The sequence below is a fragment of the Haladaptatus rarus genome, assembly GCF_054177585.1.
Genome location: NZ_JBPEHG010000001.1, coordinates 526,087 through 539,840, shown reverse-complemented (window position 1 = coordinate 539,840; position 13,754 = coordinate 526,087). Strand labels below are relative to the sequence as shown.

Genomic DNA, 13,754 nt, shown 5'->3' with positions numbered 1-13,754 from the left:
CGCCGAGAAACACTCACCGAAGTTCGTCGTACAGCTGTTCAGCCGCTCTCCGAACGGCTTCGTCACTGCTCTGGGAGGGGTTCCAGCCGAGTGCGGAGAGCTTCTCGATGGAGAGGCGCATCTTCGGAACGTCGCCAGTCCAGCCACGGTCGCCGCCCGTGTACTCGTACTCGGGGTCGAGCTCCATCACGTTGGCCACGATGTCGGCGATGGTATTGACCGAGGTGGTCGTTCTGGTGCCGAGGTTGTAGATGTTGAGGTCGTCGTCTGCGTGCTCGACGACGTGGCACATCGCGTCGATGCACTCCTCGACGTGGAGGTAGGATTTCTCTTGAAGGCCGTTTCCGAGGATGGTCAGCGATTCGGGATCGTCGAGGAGTTTCTCGATGAAGTCCGGGATAACGTTGCCGCGCTGGTGTGGACCGACGATGTTGGCGAACCGATACACCCACGCCGTGATGTCGTGCGAGTGGGCGTACGTCGAGACGATTCCCTCGTCGGCGAGTTTGCTCGCGCCGTAGATGCTGATCGGTTCGAGGGGGGCGTAATCCTCCGGCGTCGGCATCGGTGCTTCGCCGTACACCGTCGAGGAGGAGGTGAACGCGAGGTTGGAGACGCCGACCTCGTGCATCCGTTCGAGGACGTTGTACGTCATCTCGCCGTTCTCTTCGAACAACTGGCGCGGGTCGGAGTAGTTCGTATCGGTGTACGCCGCGAAGTGAAAGACGATGTCGAGATCCTCGGTGACGACCTCGGCCACGTCGTCTTCGTCGGTCATATCTGCCTGCACGAACTCGACGCCTTCGGGAACACGGTCGCGGGTTCCCTTCGAGAGGTCGTCCGCGACGGTCACGTCGTTTGCTTCGGCCAGTCGCTTTGCGAGGTGAGAGCCGACCAGTCCCGCACCGCCGGTTACGAGCACTCGTTTACCGGTAAGTTGCATATCCTCATCTGTGTAGGTTGCGCGCAAGTGTTTTCCGGTCTTCAGCAGAACGCGAGAAAGCTAGAAATTTTGAACAAATATATAAAGTCCGTAATACAAATCTTAATCTATCTTTTCAGCTGCCGCCAATAACGCTTATTTCTGTGACTGATAGTGTCTATCACGATGCCATCCGAAACCTTCGGTCTGATTAGTCTGTTCCCGGCACTGCTCGCCATCATACTGACGCTGGTGACAAGGCAGGCGTTGCTGTCGCTGTTCGCCGGAATCTGGATCGGTGCGACGATTCTCGTCGGATGGAATCCAGTCGCTGGGGCTGCTCGTGGTCTCCAGTTCGTCGTGACGAACCTCACCGACAGCTTCAACATCAAATTGTTGTTGTTCACGTTCCTCATCGGCGCGATGCTGGGGATGATATTCCTCTCCGGCGGGATGCGCTCGGTGGCGGACGCCATTGTCAAACGGGTGAAGACGAGTCGGCAGGCCCAACTCGGCACCTCGATTCTGGGCATGCTCATTTTCTTCGACTCTTACGCGAGTACGATGATCTCGGGGTCGGTGATGCGCCCCGTGACCGACCGCTTCAACGTGAGCCGGGAGAAACTGGCCTACATCCTCGATTCGACGACCGCTCCGACAGCAAGTATCGCGGTCGTCTCGACGTGGCTCGGCTTCGAAGTGGGTCTCATCACCCAGCAGTTCAACAACCTGGGTATTCAGAAGAACGCCTTCGTGGTGTTCATCCAGTCCATCCCGTTCCGCTTCTACAGCCTGTTCGCGCTGGCGCTAGTGTTCATCGTCGTCCTCACCGATTGGGATTTCGGCCCGATGCGGGCCGCCGAACGTCGCGCCCGTCAGGAAGGGAAGGTGCTCCGTGACGACGCCAACCCGCTGATGGAGACGCAAGCGAGCGACATCGAGACCCCTGACCACGTTGACCCGCACTGGTGGTACTTCGTCTCACCCATCCTCGTCCTCGTCGCTGTTACCATCTTCAGCCTCTGGTACACTGGCGGTGGAATGGCTGGAAAGTCGTTCAGCAACGCGCTGAAGGAAGCAAGCACGGCCGACGCCATCCTCTGGGCGGCGATGGCGGGCTGTGCGACGGTACTCGCCATCCTCGTCGGTCACGCACGAATCGGTTTGAACAAGGTCAGCGATTCCATCTTCGAAGGGTTCAAGATGGTGATGTTCCCGGTTGCTATCCTTTCTCTCGCGTGGAGCATCGGTTCGGTCAGCCAGGCTTTGGGCGTCGGCCCCTACGTCGTCAGCGTTTCGAAGGGCATCATCACGCCCGAACTGCTTCCGGCGGTCGTGTTCCTGAGCGCAGCCATCATCAGCTTCTGTATCGGCACCTCGTGGGGAACGATGGGAATCCTATTCCCGGTCGCCGTTCCGCTAGCGCACACGCTCGGGACGCCGATGCAGATGGCTATCGGAGCGATCTTGACGGGGGCACTGTTCGGCGACCACTGCTCGCCCATCAGTGATACGACCGTCATGTCGAGTATGTTCGCCGCCAGCGACCACGTCGATCACGTCAACACCCAGATACCGTACGCCCTGATGGCTGCTGGATTAGCGACGGTCGCGTTTCTCGTCAGCGGCTACAGCGGTCTCCCGGTCGGCGTCACGCTCACCCTCGGTCTCGGCGCGCTCATCGGCGCGACCTACCTCCTCTCCGAGTACGTCGGCGTGACCAGCAAGATGGGTGTCGCACAGGTGTTCGACTGAACAGCGCGTCAGCTACCACTTCTCCGAGATTCGAACCCCATCTCCCGACTGAGATTCGAAACCCCCTAACTCCTCGCCTGCATCCACCCGACCATGCAGAACGAACCATCGGTCACCGTCGTCCGCCTCGGTCATCGCCCTGGGCGTGACGAGCGGATGACCACTCACGTCGGTCTCACGGCCCGCGCACTGGGGGCAGACCGCGTAGTCCTCCCCGACAACGCTGGGAAGTCGCGTGACACCATCGCGGACATCACCGACCGCTTCGGTGGCCCGTTCGAGGTCGAATGCTCAGAGAGCCAGAAGGCACTGATCCGGAACTGGGAGGGGCGGGTCGTCCACCTGACGATGTACGGCGAGCGGGTTCAGGACGTGGAGGACGACGTTCGGAACGCCCACGCCGACGCCCCACTGCTCGTCGTCGTCGGCGCTGAAAAGGTCTCGTTCGACGTGTACGAGGCCGCCGACTGGAACGTCGGCGTGACGAACCAACCCCACTCCGAAGTGGCCGGACTGGCCGTGTTTCTCGACCGACTGTTCGAAGGCCGGGAACTGGAGCGCGAGTGGGAAGACGCCGAGCAACGCGTGATTCCCATGGAGACGGGAAAGCGGGTGGAACCGGTCGAAGACGGGGAGTAGATGGGTTCGGTTAGATGGGTGAGTTTGGGTTGGATGGCGATTTTATAACGAGAGGCACGTTCTGAATCTCCCATCGTATTGTACTGAGATGTACTATTTTGTACTGATTGGTCGATTCGGGATTTCCGAATGAGTTCGTCGTTATGTCCCAGAGATGCCCCTCGAACGTTCCGTATCGCATTTCCACCGACTACGCGAACCCATGCGAGCGCATCGGAACGACTCACTTCGACCGCCTCCCGATGGTTTTAAACAGATGAACCACCCGGTATAACATATCAATGGCTTTCGAGGACCTACTGAGTGACCCGGTGATCCAGAAGTATCTCCACGAACTGGTCGGACCGAAGGGAATGCCGGTCGCCGCCGCGCCGCCGGATGGCGAGGTCACCGACGAGGAGCTCGCGGAGGAGCTCGACCTCGAACTCAACGACGTTCGACGGGCGCTGTTCATCCTCTACGAGAACGATCTCGCGACCTACCGGCGACTCCGAGACGAGGATTCGGGGTGGCTCACCTACCTCTGGACGTTCGAGTACGACAAGATCCCGGAGAATCTCGAAGAAGAGATGTACCGCCTGCTCGACGCGCTGAGACAGCGCGAGGAGTACGAACGAAATCACGAGTTCTACCTCTGTGAGATCTGCTCGCTTCGCTTCGAGTTCGGCGAGGCGATGGACTTCGGCTTCGAGTGTCCCGAATGTGGTTCCCCACTCGAATCGATGGACAACGTAATGCTGGTCGATTCGATGGACGAACGGATCGACGAACTCGAACGCGAACTCAACGTCGAGGAACTCGGTGTATAATGGTCGTCCTCGCTACGAAAGTGTACGTTAGCGGAGAGGCGAAACGACGCACGCTCGATGGGCTCGAATCCCTCGTCGAGAACGCAGTCGGCGACCTCGACGTGGCGTACGAGATCGGCGTCCGGCGCGACGAGTTCGTCTCGGTGACGGTCGAAGGCGAGGACGAGGTCATCGCTCGGAACGTCCTCCGCGAGGAGTGGGGCGAGGTCACCCCGAACCTTCGCGCAGGTGAAACCTACGTCGGGACGCTCGAATCGTGGGACGACGATGGGTTCGTTCTCGATGCCGGACAGGACGTTCGGATCCCAGCATCGGAACTCGGTCTCGGCCCCGGCAAACCAGCCCAGATCGTCGAACGATTCGGTCTCGTTCAACACCTCCCGATGCGATTCGTGTACGGCGAGGGAGGATCGGATGGCGACCCCTCCCACCTCGCGGACGAAGAGCGCGACCGCCTCTACGAGTGGTCGCGCGGCAGCGGGCGCGTAAACGTCAACAGCGCGACGCGCGGCGAAGTTCGTGCGACTGTCAATCGCGCCGGACACGCGCGCGACATCGTGACGGTCGAGCGACTGGGCCTGCTCGAACAGAGTATCGTCTGCACGGAAGACACCGACCCGCCGGGACTGCTCGCCAGTATCGGTGAGTACATCCCGGCCGAGATCCGTTGCGTCATTCCATGAATCGACGGCTCCTCTTCGCGTTCGGCTTGCTCGCCCTGCTCGCGGCCAGCGCGGGGTGTTCCTCGGTGTTCGGTCCAGACCAGATAGACCAGGAGAAACTCGAAAAGAACGCGAGCTACGACTGGGATACCGAACAGGACGTGACCTACAACGTCTCCAGCAACCAGTATCAGGCCATCTACGACCTCGGCGGGAAGAAGACGCTCGAGATTCACCAGGAGGAGTCCTTCGGAGAGAAAGCTCCCGTCGAGATCTCAGCGGTCAAGTTCCGCTATCCGAACGGAACGGTCGTCGGTGCCAATCAGATTCGCGTGAAGAAGACGAAATCGAAGACCATCATCACGCCGCCACAGGCGAACGGCAAACTCGCGTACACCGCCCCGCGACGAGGAAAGACGTTCTCGGTGCCGACCTACCTCAAGGACAAGACCTACGAAGTCGCCATCCCACCTGGAATGCGCGTCGATATCTTCTTGCTGAGCGACGTCCGTCCCGGTGGGTACAGTACCGAGACTCACGACGGTCGGGTTCACGTCATCTGGGACGAGTCGATAAATCCCGACTCCATCTCGGTTCGCTACTATCTGGCGCGAGATAAGTTCATCTTCGCCGGCGTCGTCGGTGTCGCCCTGCTGGTCGGACTCGTCGGACTCGCGTACTATCGACTCCAGATTCGAGAGTTGGAACGGAAACGCGAGGAGATGGGGCTGAACGTGGATATCTCGGACGACGATTTCGGCGACGACCCACCACCGGGGATGCGATAGCCCTTTTCCGTCTGGCGTCCCACCATTCGGTATGCGAGTTGCGCTGGTTACTGTCGGAGACGAGATCCTCTCCGGTGACACTGTCAACACGAACGCCGCATGGATCGGCGAGCGACTGACCGAGCGTGGCGTCTCGGTCGAACGCGTGTTCGTCGTACCAGACCGCGTGGCCGATATCGCTCGCGTCGTCAACGAGTCGCTCGCCGAGTACGACGCCGTCATCGTCACGGGAGGCCTCGGGCCGACCCACGACGACCTGACGATGGAGGGCGTCGCGGCTGCGGTCGGCGTCCCGGTAGAGGAACACGCAGAAGCGGTTCAGTGGATCGAAGAACACACCGACTACGAACACGCCGACCTCGTCGCAGGGACGACCCACCTCCCGAAGGGATCGCGGATGCTCCCGAACGAAACTGGCGTCGCTCCGGGCGCAGCGATACAGGGAATCTACGTCCTCCCGGGCGTCCCCACCGAGATGCGAGCGATGTTCGAACTCGTGGCCGACGAGTTCGACGGCGGGCCACACTTCAGAACGGTCGTTCCGGCAGCCGAGCCGGAGAGTGCTCTCCTCGACCGGTTTGAGAAGCTACAAGAACGATTCGACGTGAAGGTCGGAAGCTATCCCGGCGACCACGTCCGGGTCAAGATCGAGGGGTCGGACGAGGATGCCGTGCGAAATGCCGCCGACTGGTTACGCGAGCGAGTCGAGCGGCCCGAACCGTAAGCCGTCTTAACGGTATAGATACGCCAGCCACGCTGCGACCGAGGCGAATCCGACGACGAGAACGACGATACCTGCTGCGTTCGTGGGGAACGTCTCTGCGAGTGGGAACATACTCGGCGGTAGCCAGCCTGCACTCTTAACTCTTGACAACCGAGTGCGGGAACCGTTGTTGTAGAGTCCACAAACTGACGATCGGCAACATTCAGCCGACGTCCATACTCTTCGCCCACACGTCTTTTAATCCGTGCTGACCAACCCTCCGCCATGCGAATCGGCGTGGTCGTCAACCCAATCGCTGGCATGGGTGGGCGAGTCGGTCTGAAGGGAACAGATGGGAAAGTCGCAGAAGCACGGGAGCGCGGGGCAAAACAGCGTGCGCCGGAGCGAGCGGTCGCTGCCCTGGCTGCACTCGAAGAGCGTGCTCCCGACACCGAGATCCTGACCTACGGTAGCGAGATGGGGGTCGAAGAAGCCCGTGCTGCGGGGTTCGACCCCGAGGTAGTCGGCGAACCCAGCGGAGACGAGACGACTGCCGAGGACACCCGCGAAGCAGTCCGGGCGCTCGTGGTGGAGGACGTCGATCTGTTACTCTTCGTCGGCGGTGACGGAACTGCCGTTGACGTCGCCGAAACACTGGCTGACTGCGACACGGAGATTCCGATGCTCGGCGTGCCCGCTGGCGTGAAGATCTACTCGTCGGTGTTCGCGGTGACGCCGAAGGCGGCGGGGAGAGTCGCGGCGTCGTTCGACCGCGTCGAAGAGCGCGAAGTGAACGATATCGACGAAGACGCCTACCGGGAGGGTGAGGTGCGAGCCGAACTGAAAGCCGTCGCGCGCGTGCCCGTGGCCGAATCACTCCAGTCGAGCAAGCAACTCGGTGGCGGAACCGTCGAGAGCCTCGCGGCGGGGGTCGCTGCCGACGTTGAAGACGGCGTCACCTACGTTCTCGGGCCGGGGAGTACGGTGGGGGCGATAAAATCCGAACTGGGATTCGACGGATCGCCACTCGGCGTGGACGTGTGGCGGGATGGCGAGGTCGTTGCACGTGATGCGAACGAGGAGGAGATCCTGACACACCTCGGGGAACGAAACGTCATCGTCGTCTCACCCATCGGCGGGCAGGGGTTCGTCTTCGGACGTGGAAACGACCAGATATCCCCTGCTGTGATCCGCCGATCCGACGTGGAGGTCGTCGCCTCGAAGACGAAACTCGACGGAATCGGCGTCCTCCGCGTCGATACCAGCGACGAATCGGTAGACGACTCCCTCCGAGGCTGGCACAAGGTTCGGATCGGCCGGTACGAGCAACGGATGATGAAGGTAGTGTAGGATATCTATATCGAATGTAGTGTAAGGCATCTAGTGACATTGGGTGGGGTTTAAGGGTTCGTGCGAAAATGGAAGGGTATGGAAACACGGAAGGTGCAGCGACTGGGACCATCGACGTTGGCGATGACCCTCCCCGCCGAGTGGGCACAGGAACACGCGGTCGAAAAGGGCGACGAAGTGTCGCTTCGAATCAGCGGCAAAGGCTCTCTCACCGTCCTTCCGGAGTCGGCGCACGACGACGAAGCCGAGGCGACGATCCACACCGAGAAACTCGACGCTGACGCAGTCGAACGCGCCATCGTCGCCCAGTACGTGCTCGGGCGGCGAGTCATCCACGTCGTGAGCGACGAGACTCTGGAGAGTAGCCACATCAACGCGGTGTACAACGCGGAGACGCAGTTGATGGGACTTGGAGTAATCGAGGAGACCCCCGACAGCATCGCCATTCGATGTTCCGTCGACCCTGAGGACTTCGACCTGGACAACCTGCTTGAGCGACTGGAAAATACGGGCAGCACGATGCGCGGCGAGGCGGTGAAGGCACTCGCCCACGGGAACCCCGACCTCGCACAGCGGGCGCTGAACCGGGAGCGACAGGCGAACAAGATCTTCGTCCTGCTCTTGCGGCTCATCTTCACGGCTCACGAGAACCCGAACCTCGCCCGTGCGGTGGGGTTGGACAGCGGGTTCCCCCTCATCGGCTATCGTTCGATCGCGAAGAATCTCGAACTGACGGCGGACAACGCGGAGGACATCGCGGATATCGTTCTGGATGCCGACGACCACACCCTCGAAGTCGACCAGAGCACCATGCGACGGATTCGGGAATTCACCGACCAGGTGGACGAGGTGACCGCACTCGCGGTGAAAGCGGCGGTCGAGCGCGACTACGGCATGACGCTCGAAGTGCGCCGGAAGTTCCACGAACTCGGTGACCGCGAGTCGGACATCCTCTCTGACTTGCCGGAGATGTCGAACGACGACCTCCTCCAGGTTCGGGACGTGCTCGTCAGCCTCCAGCAGACGGCCCAGTACGCCATGCGAAACGCCGAGATCGCCGCAAATCTGGCGCTCAACGAGGAGAGCGAACACACGACCATCAACTGAGACGCGACAACTTCGTTTTTCGAGCGTTCTCGAGACCGTTTGTACTGAATCGTACTGAAATGTACTGCCCTCTCGCATTGAAACGGCAGTTAGCGGAGCCAGGAACGCTGCTAACGCTGAGGCCTGGTCACGCCCTCACTCGGTCGCTCTCTCGGAGGCGCTTCGCGCCTCCTCCACTCATTCTCTCGCGAGCGATGGAAGGAGAGTGGCGAAGCTACGAGTGACTGACTGAGTGAGGACAAAGCTTCGAGTCAGCGGCGGTGGTCACTTCGACACCCACACCACGATCTCCATTTGCCGAGTTAACTTCCTAGTCCGCTCCGACCTCCGCCGTCGCGTCGTCGCCGACGACTTCGATCTCTTTCTTCGCGGTCAGGGGATTTCGCGAACCGATCTGGCAGGCGAAATCCGGATGCTCCGCGAAGTGTCGAACCAGCAGGTGTCGCCGCGACCCCGTGATACCGGTTCGACCGATATCCTCTGCGCTGAACTCGTCCGGCAGGCGGTCGAACAGACGCACCATCGCGTCGAAACTCGGGAACACCTTCGCGTTCCCCGCCGAGTCGGCACTGCGGCGGGATACCTCGTAGCTTCCATCTTCGCGGAACGTGCCCGCAGTGCGGAAGAACTCGCGGCGTTCAGTCAGTGCGTCCCCGACAGCATCTTGCAGTTCGGTCGCCGCCTCGCGTGACAGCTCGTACGACTGCCCGTCGATGTCCAGAACTATCGATTCACCGTCTCGCATCGCCGTTACGGCACTCTCATCGCCCGAGAAGAACTCGACCAGGAGAGTGACTACTCCGTGGCATACCTGGAATTGGAAGCCCCAAATTGAAAACTCTATCGGCGGAGGAAAATACCGCGCTACCGGAAGACCGCGCCGGGAGCCAGCACGCTTCCGAGTAATCCGCCATCATCCGTCGTGGTCGTCCCATCACCATCGGTCGTCCCGCCGGTATCCGAATCGGTCGTCGTTTCGTCGGTATTCCTCGTCTGCTCGTCAGCCGTCTCACTGGTCGTTCCCGTTGGCGTCGTTTCCGTCTCACCGGTCGTTCCCGAATCGCCGTCCGTCGTCTCGTCGGGTGCGGTCGTTCCATTCCCCTGTTCGACCGCGCCTTCGACCGAATCGTTCTCGAAGATGTGCGTCTCGATCTGCTTTTCGTAGGTGAGTTCTCGGAGTGGTACGCGAACCGTGTCGCCGGTCGGCAGTTCGATCTTCGCGTAGAAGTCGATCTTCAGGTCGGTCTGCTGGTCGTTTTCGAGGTGGCTCACCCACCAATCGTCGAGTTTCTGGTTGCGGATGACGGTCTGCATCTGAACCGTCTGTTCGGAGTTCGCCGGAATCGTGTACGGTTTTCCGGTCGTGCCGTTACCGACCGCGATGCCGTTCATCGTCATCTCGTATCCAATCTCCGAGATAGTGTACGGCACCTGCTTGGGGTTGTATACCACCATCTGCATCCGGATGGGCGTTCGCTCGCACGTGACCGACCCCCAGTTTGCGCTCGTCTCGTTCACGTAGAGCACCGGGTCGGAGACCAGCGGAACGTTCGCGTTCACGGGGCGCGTCTCCGTCGAGTTGAACTCGCTGATGATGTCCGTCTCGATCTGCTGGCTGTACGGCACGCGCACAGAACGACCGACGACGGACGAGTGAACCTTCGACTGGACTCGGAGCGTCGTCTGCTCGTCGTTCTGGATGTGGCTCACCCACCACTCGGGGATCTTCCCGTTCTGCATCTGCGTCGAGAACTGGAGCGTCGTGTTTCCTCGGTCGAGTCCGAGGTTCGACCGCTCGCCCGACGCCATCGCCACGTCGTTCATCTCGACGGTGTAGTTCACCGACGTGTTCCCCACCTTCACGCCGAAGGGATTGGGGTTGTCCACGACGAGTGCGGTGCGAATCTCCGTCGTCTCGTTCGTCACGTCGCCGAACTCGTTGTCGATGCCGACCACGCGGGGTGCCCCGAACACACCCGAAAGCACACCGGCGCCGACCAGCGCAGCAACGAGGGCGACGACGAGAAATCCTCGCTTTCCGATGGGTAACAGTGTCTTGAGTAGTCCCACGACCATACTCGGGTTCCCGTGGTGTGACACTAAAAATCCTCGACTTGCGTATCTGTCAACGGTGGTATCGAATTCGAGTAGAATGAACTAAGTCATCCCTGCGGTAAGGGTGAGGCATGGCAGGAACTCAGGCAGTTTCGACGGACATGGGGGTCGGTCTCTCAGTCCTTTTCACGCTCGTTGCCGTCGCTGGCGCGGCACTGACGTTCGTCACACCTGGTACCGAAACCGCCGCATGGGGCTTTGCAACCGCCGTCACAGCAGGCGTGTTGGCAGTCGCGGCGAATCACGTCTACTCGAACTGACGAGAAATCAGCACTTGTTCTATGGGGGGAAAATCGTTAAGACCGTCAGGCACGTAGTGGTAGCGAAGATGACAGAGTTCACCGACGAGGAACGGCGGATCCTCGAATTCCTGCGCGACAGCGTAGCTGGTGGTGAGCGCTACTTCCGCGCGAAGAACATCGCCAAGCATCTCGGGCTCTCCTCGAAACAGGTCGGGTCTCGGCTTCCGACACTCGCCGAGAAGTCCGACGACGTAGATATCGAGAAGTGGGGGCGCGCTCGTTCGACGACGTGGAAGGTTAGCCCGAGCTAAGTGGTTGGGTTTTTACCACCACACGCCAATCTAGACCTATGACCGTCCGGGTAGAGCGAACCTTCGACCTTCCAGTCCCTCCCGAAGAGGTCTGGGAGTTCATCGCCGACCCAAAACGGCGAGCCAGTGCTATCAGCGTCGTCGCCGACTACGATGCTGGAAGTGGCAATCGTGCGACGTGGCATATCGAGCTCCCGATTCCGTTCGTGAATCGAACGATTCCCGTCGAAACAGAGGACATCACCCGCAAAGAGCCGGAGTACGTGAAGTTCGTCGGTCGCTCCTCCGCCATGCGCGTGACCGGTGAACACGAGATCGAACCCACGGACGAGGGGTGCCGACTCGCCAACCGCTTCGTCGTCGAGGGTCGTGTTCCCGGTATCGAACGCTATTTCAAGAAGCATCTGGACGACGAACTGACGAACCTCGAAGACGCCCTCCGCGACGAGATCGGTGTGCCGTCATGAGACTCGCACTCGCACAACTCGCCATCGACGGCGGAAACGTCGAAGCGAACCGCGAACGGGCGGCAGCAGCCATCGAATCGGCCGCCCACCAGGATGCCGACCTCGTCGCGCTCCCCGAGATATTCAACGTCGGCTACTTCGCGTTCGAGACGTACCAGCGAAACGCGGAGCCACTCGACGGGCCGACGCTTGCACAGATGAGCGACCTCGCCGCCGAACACGATATCGCGGTTCTCGCGGGGAGCATCGTCGAAGACCTCTCTCTGACCGACGGCGAGACTCCCGCCGACGAGGGTCTCGCAAACACCTCCGTCTTCTTCGACCGCGATGGGAACCGGCAGGCGGTGTACCGGAAACATCACCTCTTCGGCTACGAATCCGCCGAAGCCGAGATGCTCGTCCCCGGTGAGTCGCTCGGCATCGCCGAGTTCGAAGACGCGACCATCGGGATGACGACCTGTTACGACCTGCGATTTCCCGAACTCTACCGCGACATCGCGGCGGCGGGCGCGAACCTCGTCCTCGTCCCGAGTGCGTGGCCTTACCCCCGAGTCGAACATTGGCAGGTGCTCTCTCGCGCGCGAGCCATCGAGAATCAGTGTTTCGTCGCCACCATCAACGGCTCCGGTTCCTACGAAGACGCGACCCTGATCGGTCGTTCGACGGTGTACGACCCGTGGGGACACCTTCTCGCAAGTACTGGTGACGAACCGGCGCTCGTCGTCCGGGATATCGACCTCGCGCGGGTCGAGCACGTGCGCGAGGAATTCCCGGCGTGGCACGACAGACGGCGCTGATCGACGCGAGAAAACGGACAAGGAGAGACGTTTACAGCGCGATCGCGTGACCGTCCGAGAGCGTCTCCGGGATGCTGTGGTGGTAGGTCACCGCGCCCGACGACGTGACGACTTTGATCGTGAACTCCTGACGCTCTTCGAGGCCGCCAGTGATGGCATCGGTATCGAGAACGATTCGGAAGCGGTCTTTCTTGCTGACGAGTACGGGGAGCGACCCGTCTTCGTCCCGGATCTCTTCGACGGCGAACTCGTCGTCGTCGGCACTGGTACCCATCGTCAGGATACGGCCGTCGTCCGGGCCGAGCCATTCGATGGTCGCGGTGGAGAGATTGATATCTCCCGACCCGGAGCCTTTCATCACCGTGAGATTGACGTAATTGACTTCGTACGTTCCATCGCTGTCGGTGTCGGTGACGTTCCCCATCGTGCTGACGACGTGGATGTGATCGGTCACCTGTGCACTACTCTCGGCACCGGTCTGTTCGGATTTCGATTGCAGGAAGCCCGCCGTGTTGATGAGCACGCCCGCCGCGATCGCGGCGACCTGCACCATCGCGATGAACACGATGAGCGTCCCGATGCCGACCTGACCGCGATTCGACCGTCGTCCGTCTGTGTCGATTTCCATCATGTTTGATTAGTGCCTCTCATGTCTGATATCTTTCCAGTCCGGTAGCATCCACTTCGTCGACCGGTGTATTAAACCCCACATACCGTTATCATATATGGTGGCTGATATAGTGCGAATATTGACAGTTCGTGTCGGGATATTCAGCAGAGAAGAGCGTTGCCACCTGGCGATTTTCTAACTACGGGGACCTTCGCGTCGCCGCTCAGTCTGCGTGGGGTGCGACCGCTTCGCGCTCGGTCACACTCATCTCCATCGTTATCGCGTTAGCAAGCGCAAAAACAGCCGCCTTGTGGTCCGTTTTCGATTTATGGATGGATGTCGGTCGTACACCGAGAGAATCGTACTCTCCAAACCCAATCGAATCTCCAGTTCGTTCCTCGTAATGATTCCCGACCTCCGCAAGCAGGCCGTGAAGGTGGATAAGCTCCTGCTTCTTCATAAGCAGACTGGTGTAAT

The 13,754-nt window shown here is 60.5% G+C and carries 17 protein-coding genes; 12 read left to right on the top strand and 5 right to left on the bottom strand.

The features are described from left to right. Nucleotides 1-13 precede the first annotated feature (13 nt). Nucleotides 14-943 (bottom strand): NAD-dependent epimerase/dehydratase family protein, encoded by a 930-nt coding sequence (locus ACR3FE_RS02980; RefSeq protein WP_458205321.1) that lies wholly within the window; start codon nucleotides 941-943, stop codon nucleotides 14-16. A gap of 165 nt (nucleotides 944-1,108) precedes the next feature. Between ACR3FE_RS02980 and ACR3FE_RS02975 the strand changes: the two genes are divergently transcribed. The 8 genes from ACR3FE_RS02975 (at nucleotide 1,109) to ACR3FE_RS02940 (ending at nucleotide 8,735) form a co-directional block, all read left to right on the top strand. Continuing rightward, complete coding sequence (locus tag ACR3FE_RS02975; protein ID WP_458205319.1) at nucleotides 1,109-2,677, top strand: Na+/H+ antiporter NhaC family protein; 1,569 nt, start codon at nucleotides 1,109-1,111, stop codon at nucleotides 2,675-2,677. 93 nt (nucleotides 2,678-2,770) lie between these two features. Then, nucleotides 2,771-3,316, top strand: coding sequence for a tRNA (cytidine(56)-2'-O)-methyltransferase (locus ACR3FE_RS02970; protein WP_458205317.1), 546 nt, complete (start codon nucleotides 2,771-2,773; stop codon nucleotides 3,314-3,316). 281 nt (nucleotides 3,317-3,597) lie between these two features. Beyond that, nucleotides 3,598-4,125 (top strand): transcription factor E, encoded by a 528-nt coding sequence (gene tfe, locus ACR3FE_RS02965; protein ID WP_458205315.1) that lies wholly within the window; start codon nucleotides 3,598-3,600, stop codon nucleotides 4,123-4,125. Continuing rightward, nucleotides 4,125-4,808, top strand: coding sequence for a DUF2110 family protein (locus ACR3FE_RS02960; protein ID WP_458205313.1), 684 nt, complete (start codon nucleotides 4,125-4,127; stop codon nucleotides 4,806-4,808). Before tfe ends, ACR3FE_RS02960 begins: the two co-directional genes overlap by 1 nt. After that, nucleotides 4,805-5,575 (top strand): DUF5803 family protein, encoded by a 771-nt coding sequence (locus ACR3FE_RS02955; protein WP_458205311.1) that lies wholly within the window; start codon nucleotides 4,805-4,807, stop codon nucleotides 5,573-5,575. The genes ACR3FE_RS02960 and ACR3FE_RS02955 overlap by 4 nt, the downstream gene beginning before the upstream one ends. Nucleotides 5,576-5,606: 31 nt before the next feature. After that, a complete protein-coding gene (locus ACR3FE_RS02950) occupies nucleotides 5,607-6,299 on the top strand; it encodes a competence/damage-inducible protein A (RefSeq protein ID WP_458205309.1) in 693 nt (230 codons plus the stop codon). Between the two features lie 264 nt (nucleotides 6,300-6,563). After that, a complete protein-coding gene (locus ACR3FE_RS02945; RefSeq protein WP_458205307.1) occupies nucleotides 6,564-7,628 on the top strand; it encodes an ATP-NAD kinase family protein in 1,065 nt (354 codons plus the stop codon). 78 nt (nucleotides 7,629-7,706) lie between these two features. After that, on the top strand, nucleotides 7,707-8,735 hold the full coding sequence (locus ACR3FE_RS02940; protein WP_458205305.1) for a PhoU domain-containing protein: 1,029 nt from the start codon (nucleotides 7,707-7,709) through the stop codon (nucleotides 8,733-8,735). 310 nt (nucleotides 8,736-9,045) lie between these two features. Here the strand turns inward: ACR3FE_RS02940 and ACR3FE_RS02935 are convergent, their stop codons facing one another. Together ACR3FE_RS02935 and ACR3FE_RS02930 are read right to left on the bottom strand one after the other, a co-directional pair. Beyond that, entirely contained in the window at nucleotides 9,046-9,480 is a 435-nt protein-coding gene (locus ACR3FE_RS02935) for a DUF7528 family protein (protein WP_458205303.1), read from the bottom strand. A gap of 119 nt (nucleotides 9,481-9,599) precedes the next feature. Continuing rightward, on the bottom strand, nucleotides 9,600-10,811 hold the full coding sequence (locus ACR3FE_RS02930; protein WP_458205301.1) for an LEA/WHy family protein: 1,212 nt from the start codon (nucleotides 10,809-10,811) through the stop codon (nucleotides 9,600-9,602). A gap of 110 nt (nucleotides 10,812-10,921) precedes the next feature. Here ACR3FE_RS02930 and ACR3FE_RS02925 point away from each other — a divergent pair, with 110 nt between their 5' ends. The 4 genes from ACR3FE_RS02925 to ACR3FE_RS02910 all read left to right on the top strand — a co-directional run bounded on the left by ACR3FE_RS02925 (nucleotide 10,922) and on the right by ACR3FE_RS02910 (nucleotide 12,667). Then, nucleotides 10,922-11,110: a DUF7525 family protein gene (locus tag ACR3FE_RS02925; RefSeq protein ID WP_458205299.1), complete on the top strand. Its 189-nt coding sequence runs from the start codon at nucleotides 10,922-10,924 to the stop codon at nucleotides 11,108-11,110. 68 nt (nucleotides 11,111-11,178) lie between these two features. Beyond that, the gene (locus ACR3FE_RS02920; RefSeq protein WP_458205297.1) at nucleotides 11,179-11,403 is read left to right on the top strand and encodes a DUF7123 family protein; all 225 of its coding nucleotides are present in this window, start codon (nucleotides 11,179-11,181) and stop codon (nucleotides 11,401-11,403) included. A 38-nt stretch (nucleotides 11,404-11,441) separates the two neighbouring features. Continuing rightward, nucleotides 11,442-11,870 carry an SRPBCC family protein gene (locus ACR3FE_RS02915; protein ID WP_458205295.1) on the top strand — a complete coding sequence of 143 codons (429 nt, stop codon included), beginning with the start codon at nucleotides 11,442-11,444 and terminating at the stop codon, nucleotides 11,868-11,870. Continuing rightward, a complete protein-coding gene (locus tag ACR3FE_RS02910; protein WP_458205293.1) occupies nucleotides 11,867-12,667 on the top strand; it encodes a nitrilase-related carbon-nitrogen hydrolase in 801 nt (266 codons plus the stop codon). Before ACR3FE_RS02915 ends, ACR3FE_RS02910 begins: the two co-directional genes overlap by 4 nt. Before the next feature lie 31 nt (nucleotides 12,668-12,698). Here the strand turns inward: ACR3FE_RS02910 and ACR3FE_RS02905 are convergent, their stop codons facing one another. Both ACR3FE_RS02905 and ACR3FE_RS02900 read right to left on the bottom strand, forming a co-directional pair. Further along, nucleotides 12,699-13,298, bottom strand: coding sequence for an archaellin/type IV pilin N-terminal domain-containing protein (locus tag ACR3FE_RS02905; protein ID WP_458205292.1), 600 nt, complete (start codon nucleotides 13,296-13,298; stop codon nucleotides 12,699-12,701). 202 nt (nucleotides 13,299-13,500) lie between these two features. Further along, on the bottom strand, nucleotides 13,501-13,737 hold the full coding sequence (locus ACR3FE_RS02900) for a UPF0058 family protein (RefSeq protein WP_458205289.1): 237 nt from the start codon (nucleotides 13,735-13,737) through the stop codon (nucleotides 13,501-13,503). Nucleotides 13,738-13,754 lie beyond the last annotated feature (17 nt).

Excerpts from the sequence above, each read along its gene's own strand:
- ACR3FE_RS02900 (WP_458205289.1), bottom strand. The coding sequence starts at position 13,737 with ATGAAGAAGCAGGAGCTTATCCACCTTCACGGCCTGCTTGCGGAGGTC.
- ACR3FE_RS02910 (WP_458205293.1), top strand. The coding sequence starts at position 11,867 with ATGAGACTCGCACTCGCACAACTCGCCATCGACGGCGGAAACGTCGAA.
- ACR3FE_RS02980 (WP_458205321.1), bottom strand. The coding sequence starts at position 943 with ATGCAACTTACCGGTAAACGAGTGCTCGTAACCGGCGGTGCGGGACTG.
- ACR3FE_RS02915 (WP_458205295.1), top strand. The coding sequence starts at position 11,442 with ATGACCGTCCGGGTAGAGCGAACCTTCGACCTTCCAGTCCCTCCCGAA.
- ACR3FE_RS02955 (WP_458205311.1), top strand. The coding sequence starts at position 4,805 with ATGAATCGACGGCTCCTCTTCGCGTTCGGCTTGCTCGCCCTGCTCGCG.
- tfe (WP_458205315.1), top strand. The coding sequence starts at position 3,598 with ATGGCTTTCGAGGACCTACTGAGTGACCCGGTGATCCAGAAGTATCTC.
- ACR3FE_RS02975 (WP_458205319.1), top strand. The coding sequence starts at position 1,109 with ATGCCATCCGAAACCTTCGGTCTGATTAGTCTGTTCCCGGCACTGCTC.
- ACR3FE_RS02960 (WP_458205313.1), top strand. The coding sequence starts at position 4,125 with ATGGTCGTCCTCGCTACGAAAGTGTACGTTAGCGGAGAGGCGAAACGA.
- ACR3FE_RS02920 (WP_458205297.1), top strand. The coding sequence starts at position 11,179 with ATGACAGAGTTCACCGACGAGGAACGGCGGATCCTCGAATTCCTGCGC.
- ACR3FE_RS02940 (WP_458205305.1), top strand. The coding sequence starts at position 7,707 with ATGGAAACACGGAAGGTGCAGCGACTGGGACCATCGACGTTGGCGATG.
- ACR3FE_RS02970 (WP_458205317.1), top strand. The coding sequence starts at position 2,771 with ATGCAGAACGAACCATCGGTCACCGTCGTCCGCCTCGGTCATCGCCCT.
- ACR3FE_RS02945 (WP_458205307.1), top strand. The coding sequence starts at position 6,564 with ATGCGAATCGGCGTGGTCGTCAACCCAATCGCTGGCATGGGTGGGCGA.
- ACR3FE_RS02905 (WP_458205292.1), bottom strand. The coding sequence starts at position 13,298 with ATGATGGAAATCGACACAGACGGACGACGGTCGAATCGCGGTCAGGTC.
- ACR3FE_RS02930 (WP_458205301.1), bottom strand. The coding sequence starts at position 10,811 with ATGGTCGTGGGACTACTCAAGACACTGTTACCCATCGGAAAGCGAGGA.
- ACR3FE_RS02925 (WP_458205299.1), top strand. The coding sequence starts at position 10,922 with ATGGCAGGAACTCAGGCAGTTTCGACGGACATGGGGGTCGGTCTCTCA.
- ACR3FE_RS02950 (WP_458205309.1), top strand. The coding sequence starts at position 5,607 with ATGCGAGTTGCGCTGGTTACTGTCGGAGACGAGATCCTCTCCGGTGAC.
- ACR3FE_RS02935 (WP_458205303.1), bottom strand. The coding sequence starts at position 9,480 with ATGCGAGACGGTGAATCGATAGTTCTGGACATCGACGGGCAGTCGTAC.